The sequence below is a fragment of the Synechococcus sp. CS-205 genome (assembly GCF_025128255.1).
Lineage (GTDB): Bacteria > Cyanobacteriota > Cyanobacteriia > PCC-6307 > Cyanobiaceae > Regnicoccus_A.
On sequence record NZ_JAHLZB010000036.1, the window covers coordinates 44,193 to 51,224 of the forward strand.

Sequence of the window (7,032 nt, forward strand, 5' to 3'; positions counted from 1 at the left end):
GATGGAGTCCACCATCCTCGATGTCGACCTGCTGGCCTTCGAGCGGGGTGACGCGCGCAGCAGGCGGGCGGTGGTCGATGGGGTGCGGCGCAGCCTGGCCACCGGTTTCGTTTACACCAGCAGCGATCTCTCTACCGATCTGCTCGACACCTCCTACGGGATGCTGGAGCGCTTCTTCGCCCTCGATGGAGACACCAAGCGACGCTTCACGGCTGTTGGTGCCTCCGGGCAGACCGGCTACACGGGGTTGCTGGTGGAAACCGCCGCCGGCAGCGAGCGAGCCGACTGGAAGGAGATGCTCAACTGGGCGGCGCCGATCCCGGCCGCCCATCCCTTGCGCCGCCGTTATCCCCTGCTCTATCCCGACCCGCTGCTGCCGGAGGCGGTGGTGCCGGGCATCAGTGATGTGCTGCAGCGCTTTCATCGGGCTCTCGCCGATCTGCAGCGGCGCTTCCTGCGGGTGGTCGCCCTCGGCCTCGGCGCCGCCGAGAGCTTCTTCGAGGAGATGGTCAGCGAAGCCCCCACCCTCAGCCGCGCCATCCGTTACCCGCCCATGGCGGCTGCCCCCGGCCCCGGGCACCTCTGGGCCGCCGCCCACGGCGACATCAACCTGATCACCGCTCTGCCCCGGTCCACCGGCGCCGGCCTGGAGGTGGAGGTGGACGGCGGCTGGGTGCCCGCACTGCCGCCCGAGGGGCGGGTGATCATCAACAGCGGGCTGATGCTGGAGCGGCTCAGCAACGGCCTGATCTCCGCCGGCCTGCACCGGGTGGTGGCGCCCCCCGATTCCGTTGAGGAGAGGTTGAGCGTGGTGCAGTTCTGCCATGCCCGGCCCTCCACCCTGCTGGCGCCCCTGGCCAGTTGCTGCACCCCGGAGAATCCCCAGCGCCTGACAGGGGTGCTGGCCGCGGATGCCCTCGAGGAGGTGCTCTACCGCATCAACCTCCTGTAGCGGAGGACCTCCGGGTCTGAGCGCGCCCGCGCCTGTCGCTCAGGCGTGGCGGCAGTCGCTGGGGATCCACCGCCTGGAGCGTGCGCATGTTGACGGTGCTGTCCCGGCGGCGGCCGCTGCTCCAGTCGTAATCGAGCACGGTCAGGGTCTGGAACGGAGCGGTGCGCTGGCCAAGCAGCCGGCGCGGACCGCTGCCGAGGGCCCCCAGCTGGATCAGGTCGAGCTGTCCGGCCCGCCCGGGGTAATAGGCATGCTGATGGCCACTGATGTAGGCCTCCACCTGGGCGCGCTCCAGGATCTGACGCAGCTCCCGGTCCCTGGCCACCACATTGCCGGCGGTGTCGCGTCCCTGGGCCACTCCCAGCAGGGGAAGGTGTCCCATCACCAGCCGCCGCTGCGCCCCACGGGCCGCAGCGCTCTCCAGGCTCCGCTCCGCCCAGCGCAGCTGTTCCGCGGGAATCTGCGCTGAGGAGGCATCGAGCACCAGCAGGAACAAGTCGTCCTGGAGCACTGAATAGAAGAAGGGAAAGCCGGAAGCGTCTTCGAAGGTCAGCCCCAGATTCCTCTGCTGGCCACGCCAGAAGCGGCTGGCCTCCTGCCGCTCGCGTTCGAAGGAATAGCGGCCGCCCACCCGGCTGCTGGAGGCGTCGTGGTTGCCCATCGCCGGCAGGAAGGGCAGCCCTGCCTGCCGCAGGGGCCTGAGCACCTGGCGATCGAAGCCCGCCCACATGGCCTTGAGCCGGGCGGTGCTCAGGCTCGCCTTCTGCCCGGCCACCATGTCGCCGGCGCAGACCACCAGATCGGCGCGCATCGAGGGGATCAGGGCGATCCCTCGTCCCACCTCCGGGATGTAGGTGGTGGAGCCGTAGCTGGAATTGAGATCACTGATCAGCACCAGGCGCCGATCGCCACGGGGGGGGAGCCTCAAGCCGGTGGCGGCCGCTGCAGCCGGGGCTGCCTGCAGCTCCCGCCAGGTGCCGAAGGCGGCAGCCCCCAGGGCCAGGCCACCCAGGCCGAGGATCTGGCGTCGGGTCAGGGTTGGGGCCATGGGCGCGTCGCTGCCGCTACCGGCCCATGCTGCCGCGACCGGTCCAGAGTGGCTTCTCCGTTCGGCACAGCCGGCATGACCACGCCCCAGACTCACACCACCCTGGTTCTGGCGGCCGATCAGCCCGATCGTCTCGCTGGGTTCTATGCCGCCCTGCTCGACACCCGCGCCGAGCAGGGGCTCCAGGCGCAGCACTGGCGGTTGGCCTGGCCCGGTGGTGGCCGGCTGGAGATCTATGCCCCTTCCTCCAGCCGACCCCAGCCCCGCAGCTCCGGCCGCCTGGCCCTCTGCCTGCAACGCTCCTGCTCAGCCGCGGATCGTCTCCAGCAGCTGCAGGCCTGGGTGGAGCAGGCCATGGCTCTGGGGGCCATGGCCCCGGAGGCACCCCGGCTGGAATCGTTCGGTGCCGAAGCGTGGCTGCACGATCCGGAGGGAAACCGGCTGCTGCTGCTGGTCTGCTGAGGCCAGCAGCCCGTGCGCTGAACCCCAATAGGCTGCTCCGGGCCAGAACCCTGGCTCGCCCTCCACCTGTGGGCACCAACCGATGCGAAGGATCTGATGAGCAGCAACGAATTCCGCTACGAGCCGGTGGAGAGATTCGGCGAGGGGCTCACCACCAGCCGCCCCTGGAACACCACCGCCCTGGCCGGAGTGGAGCTGCTCAACGGTCGCGTCGCGATGCTGGGCTTCAGCGCGGCCATCGTGGCTGAAGGGCTCACCGGCAAGGGCATCGTCGGCCAGCTGCAGGCCGTGCTGGCCTGGTACCTCGGCTAACGGCCGTAGAAGGAGGTGAAGGAGGCCTTGCCCAGGCTCTGGCTGTTCACCATGAAGCCCACCAGGGCGGCTGAGGGGTCGGGGGGCAGCTCCAGGGTCTTCACTTTGAGCGCGTGCAGGGTGAACGTGTAGCGGTGGGGGGCGTTGCCCACCGGCGGGCAGGGTCCGCCCCAGCCAGGGGTTCCGTAGTCGCTGCGGATCTGGCGGGCACCCGGCGGCAGGCCGGAACCATTGCTGCGCCCCGCGCCGGTTGTCAGCCGTGAGCTGCTGACGGGGATGTCCACCATCAGCCAGTGCCACCAGCCACTGCCCCCGGTGGGGGCATCGGGATCGTGCACCAGCAGGGCGAAGCTCTGGGTCTGGGGCGGCGGCTGGCTCCAGCTCAGGGCCGGGGAGATGTTCTCCCCCTCGCAGCCGAAGCCGTTGAACACATGCTTCATGCCAATGCTGCCGTTGGCCTCCAGGTCGGAGCTGCTCAGGCTGAATTCACTCGCGAGGGCCTCGGTCCCCAGGCCACTGATCACTACCGCCAGCAGGGCACAGGCGGCTCGCCTGATTCGGCAGGCACGTTTGGAGATTGGCAACATGGAGGGGTGAGCTTCCAGGCCTGAGGCTATGCGCCCCAAGCCTGAATCAGAGGCAGCCCTGGACGGAGATGCGGTAGCTGAATCCCAGGGCGCCCGGGTCGTTGCTGGCCCCCACTTTGAAGTTCATCTGGCTGGCCTGCTTGCCGGCAACGGCGGGAAACGGGCCGAACATGCGGCCGGTGCCCATGGGCGGATTCATGGTTTCATTCACCACCTGCAGTGAGCTGCCATCGCTGAATTTCATGAAGCCCTCCACCGGATACTTGGCGCCGGGGTCGGATGAATTGGCGGTGAAAAAGAACTTGTAGCTGGTGTAAGGCTTGTCGACGATGAAATCGGTGTTCCAGTTCGACTTGCCGATCAATTTGCCCCGACTCACCGACTTGGCCACGATCGGTGTCGTGCCGTTGCCGCCGATGGGATTGAGGAAGGTGCAGCGGGGCGCGGCCTGGGCAAGGCCAGCGCCAGGCAGGGCCAGCACCAGTCCGCTGGCGACGGCCAGTCCAAGGCCAGCGATCTGACGGCCTGCGTGCGAATGACCTGCAAACGGTTGAAGCAGCTCAGCCGTTGTCTCATCGGTCATGGTCTTGGTCATGGTCAGTCATCAAGTCCAGAGGACTCTTCATCCTGCCACTGCCGTCCCCATCACCCAGCAAGGCCCTGCGCCAGCGCTTGAGGGTGCGCAGGCAGATGCCGATCTCACCGCAGGCGCTCACCAGGGAGGCGCCTGCGGTATTCGCCTCGCCGATCGCCGATCGCCCGATCGAGCTCGGTGAGCTCCTCGGCATGGGCCACCACAGCTGTTGCCGCGGCCTCGATCAATGCGGCGTTGGCCAGAGGCGCCATGGCGTGGAAGCAGAGAGCTCAGTATGGGAATTGATTGGCCCATGGCACGGCCAAGCCCTCAGTACCGAGACTCGTCCTGGTATCGATCTGGAATGCACGGCGCCTTTTTGTAACGCATCCAGGCCTATCCATCGACTGCGTTCCTTGTTGCCCTTCGCGGCTCCCGGGCCCCGATCAGATCTCGCTGGCAGAAGGAATGTCAGCAAAGATGCTGTTTCCCAACCATGATGGAATGTCACGCGTCAGCGCCTTGAGGCCGGCGACCTGGAGGTCGCCGGAGGCGATCGCCTTTCGGTACGTGGTACCCCCCATCCAGATCCCTGCCATGGTGCGAACATTGGTGGTGAAATAGACATCGACGTCTTTGCCTGGATCGCTGACGCAGATGTCCACGTCTTCGTCCACGACCAAAAGCCACCAGTCGGACATGTCAGCAATATCGGTGAATTTGAAGCGCACCACGGTCTCACGGCCGATCAGGTTGTCTGGCACGACGCTGCGCTGCAGGTAGAGCATCAACAGTTCCACGTCATAGTCGGTGTCTGTGAGGTGTTGGCGTGCCCAGCGCATCCCCCAATCGCCGATTTGCCGAATGATCGGCAGCAGCTCTTTGCAGGACGTGGTTGGGAAGTACTCGTAGCCCCGCTGACCCTGAATCTTCTTTTTGACCACCAACCCCTGCGCCTCAAGGGAGTGGAGCCGCTTGGTGAGAATGGTCGGAGAAATCAGGCTCAACCCTCGCTGCAACACGTTGAAGCGGCTTCCACCCATCAACAACTCTCGGATGATGAGAAGGGTCCATTTCTCACCAATGATCTCCGTGGCTTTGGCCACGGGACAGAACTGCCCGTACTCCACGCAAGGCGCCTCTCGGAGGTCGACTTTCTGAACTGTAGGTTGTTACTTCAGAAAGTGTAGTTGGTTGCTACAGGCTGCAACGTTGTGGCTGCGCCCACGGGTTTTTAGAGTCCGGTTACCGGGCCAAGCAGGTCCGGAAGATCCCAAACCATCTCCCACAGGAGACTACCGATGAAACCCTTGATGATTCATACCGTGCACGACTGTGCGGAGCCGGTTGCTTCCACGCTCAGAGCTACGCAGAGTTCCCTCGGCTTCATTCCGAACCTGTTTGGTGTGCTGGCAGAGTCGGCGCCGGCACTGGCGGCCTTTGCTGCTCTGAACAACCAGTTCGCCAGGACGTCCTTCAGCCCCACCGAGCGCGAGCTCATCGCGCTCACCGTCAGCGCGGACAACCACTGCAGCTATTGCGTGGCCGGTCATAGTGCCTTCGCCGCCATGCAGGCTGTCGATGAGGGCGTTGTGCAGGCCCTGCGCGACGGTCAGCCGATCCCTGATCCGCGGTTGGAGAGCCTGCGTCGTTTCACTCTTTCTCTTCTGCGCTCCCGCGGCATGGTGTCCAGCACGGAGATCAAGCAGTTCCTCAATGCTGGCTATACGCAGCAACAGCTTCTCGAGGTGATCCTGGGTATCACCGTGAAGGTCATGAGCAACCTGACGAACAACGCCATTCGCATCCCTCTGGATGAGGTGTTCGCGCCTTACGCGTGGCAGGCCCCTCGCATTCCCATGCCAACAATTCAGCCCAAAGCTGCTTAGAAGGAGAATCCCAATGAACATTGACATGAGTAATGTCGAGACCTTCGCTGGCCAGGTCGTCACCGACATCGCTGCAGCCTTCTCCGGTGTCATGACCAACATCGGGCATAAGCTCGGGCTCTACAAGGCCATGGCCGGCGAGGGCTGGATCAGTTCACAGCAACTCGCTGCGAAGACCTACACCGACGAGCGCTATGTTCGTGAATGGTTGAACAATCAGGCCGCCGGCGGCTACGTTGCATATGACGTGGAGACCCGTCGTTATAACCTGCCCGACGAGCACGTGCCCGTGCTCGCTGATGACGACAGTCCCCTGTTTCTGGTCCCTGCCCTCGAGGTGGCCTCCTCACTCTGGATGGACGAGGGTCGGGTCATCGAGGTCTTCAGAACTGGCGAGGGAATCCCCTGGAGTGATCATCACCATCGGTTGTTTTGCGGCAGTGAATCCCTGTTCCGTCCGGGTTACAAGGCTCACCTGGCATCCGGCTGGATCGCCGCCCTCGATGGCGTTGCCGAGAAGCTCGCGGCAGGAGGCAAGGTGGCCGATGTGGGTTGTGGTCATGGTGCCTCCACCCTCGTCATGGCCGAGGCCTTCCCCAACTCCACCATCGTTGGGTTCGACTCCCACGAGTCATCGATCGCAACAGCACGCCAGCGCGCCGCTGACGCGAAATCCCAGGGATGTGTCCGGTTTGAGCTGGCAAGTGCAAAGGGCTATGGAGAGCAGGGGTTCGACCTGATCTGCTTCATGGATTGCCTGCACGACATGGGCGACCCTGTTGGGGCGGCCCGACATGCGAGACAGGCTCTCAAGGACGACGGCACCCTGCTGCTGGTGGAGCCGGCGGCAGGGGACGGTGTCGAGCAGAATCTCAATCCGGTCAGTCGTCTGTACTACGCCGCGTCAACGGCGGTGTGCACACCTTGTTCCAAATCGCAGGATGTCGGGCTGGCCCTTGGCGCCCAGGCCGGCGAGGCACGATTGTCTGAAGTGTTGCGGGAGGCTGGCTTCAGAAGTGTGCGCCGCGCCGCTGAAACGCCGTTCAACCTGATTCTCGAGGCACGCAAGTAGGGCCTCCTGAAAAAGCTATTGCTCGGGCCAGCCTCTGATCCAGAGATGCCTGCGCCGTGATCATCTCAGCATGTAGCCAAACTCAGTCCCGATGAAATGAGCGGCGTGGGGCGCCTCTCAGAGGCGATACATGCCA

The 7,032-nt window shown here is 64.8% G+C and carries 10 protein-coding genes; 5 read left to right on the forward strand and 5 right to left on the reverse strand.

The genetic code is table 11. From position 1 onward, the window contains the following. Position 1: 1 nt before the first annotated feature. Positions 2-952, forward strand: coding sequence for an isopenicillin N synthase family oxygenase (locus KQ297_RS09345; RefSeq protein ID WP_259739177.1), 951 nt, complete (start codon positions 2-4; stop codon positions 950-952). Here KQ297_RS09345 and KQ297_RS09350 read toward each other — a convergent pair. Next, complete coding sequence (locus KQ297_RS09350) at positions 939-2,000, reverse strand: metallophosphoesterase (protein ID WP_259739178.1); 1,062 nt, start codon at positions 1,998-2,000, stop codon at positions 939-941. The two genes, KQ297_RS09345 and KQ297_RS09350, sit on opposite strands and share 14 nt — an antisense overlap. A 75-nt stretch (positions 2,001-2,075) precedes the next feature. Between KQ297_RS09350 and KQ297_RS09355 the strand changes: the two genes are divergently transcribed. Beyond that, positions 2,076-2,462, forward strand: coding sequence for a VOC family protein (locus KQ297_RS09355; RefSeq protein ID WP_259739179.1), 387 nt, complete (start codon positions 2,076-2,078; stop codon positions 2,460-2,462). Positions 2,463-2,558: 96 nt separating this feature from the next. Then, positions 2,559-2,774, forward strand: a complete 216-nt coding sequence (locus KQ297_RS09360) for a chlorophyll a/b-binding protein (RefSeq protein WP_259739180.1) — start codon at positions 2,559-2,561, stop codon at positions 2,772-2,774. Here KQ297_RS09360 and KQ297_RS09365 read toward each other — a convergent pair. The 4 genes from KQ297_RS09365 to KQ297_RS09380 form a co-directional block, all read right to left on the reverse strand. Then, entirely contained in the window at positions 2,771-3,361 is a 591-nt protein-coding gene (locus KQ297_RS09365; RefSeq protein WP_259739181.1) for a YbhB/YbcL family Raf kinase inhibitor-like protein, read from the reverse strand. The two genes, KQ297_RS09360 and KQ297_RS09365, sit on opposite strands and share 4 nt — an antisense overlap. A 46-nt stretch (positions 3,362-3,407) precedes the next feature. Then, positions 3,408-3,956 (reverse strand): hypothetical protein, encoded by a 549-nt coding sequence (locus tag KQ297_RS09370; protein ID WP_259739182.1) that lies wholly within the window; start codon positions 3,954-3,956, stop codon positions 3,408-3,410. Between the two features lie 104 nt (positions 3,957-4,060). Beyond that, positions 4,061-4,207 (reverse strand): hypothetical protein, encoded by a 147-nt coding sequence (locus KQ297_RS09375; RefSeq protein ID WP_259739183.1) that lies wholly within the window; start codon positions 4,205-4,207, stop codon positions 4,061-4,063. 174 nt (positions 4,208-4,381) lie between these two features. Beyond that, complete coding sequence (locus tag KQ297_RS09380) at positions 4,382-5,041, reverse strand: helix-turn-helix domain-containing protein (protein ID WP_259739184.1); 660 nt, start codon at positions 5,039-5,041, stop codon at positions 4,382-4,384. Positions 5,042-5,236: 195 nt separating this feature from the next. Between KQ297_RS09380 and KQ297_RS09385 the strand changes: the two genes are divergently transcribed. Continuing rightward, positions 5,237-5,824 carry a carboxymuconolactone decarboxylase family protein gene (locus tag KQ297_RS09385; protein ID WP_259739185.1) on the forward strand — a complete coding sequence of 196 codons (588 nt, stop codon included), beginning with the start codon at positions 5,237-5,239 and terminating at the stop codon, positions 5,822-5,824. 25 nt (positions 5,825-5,849) lie between these two features. Further along, on the forward strand, positions 5,850-6,896 hold the full coding sequence (locus tag KQ297_RS09390) for a class I SAM-dependent methyltransferase (protein WP_259739186.1): 1,047 nt from the start codon (positions 5,850-5,852) through the stop codon (positions 6,894-6,896). Positions 6,897-7,032 lie beyond the last annotated feature (136 nt).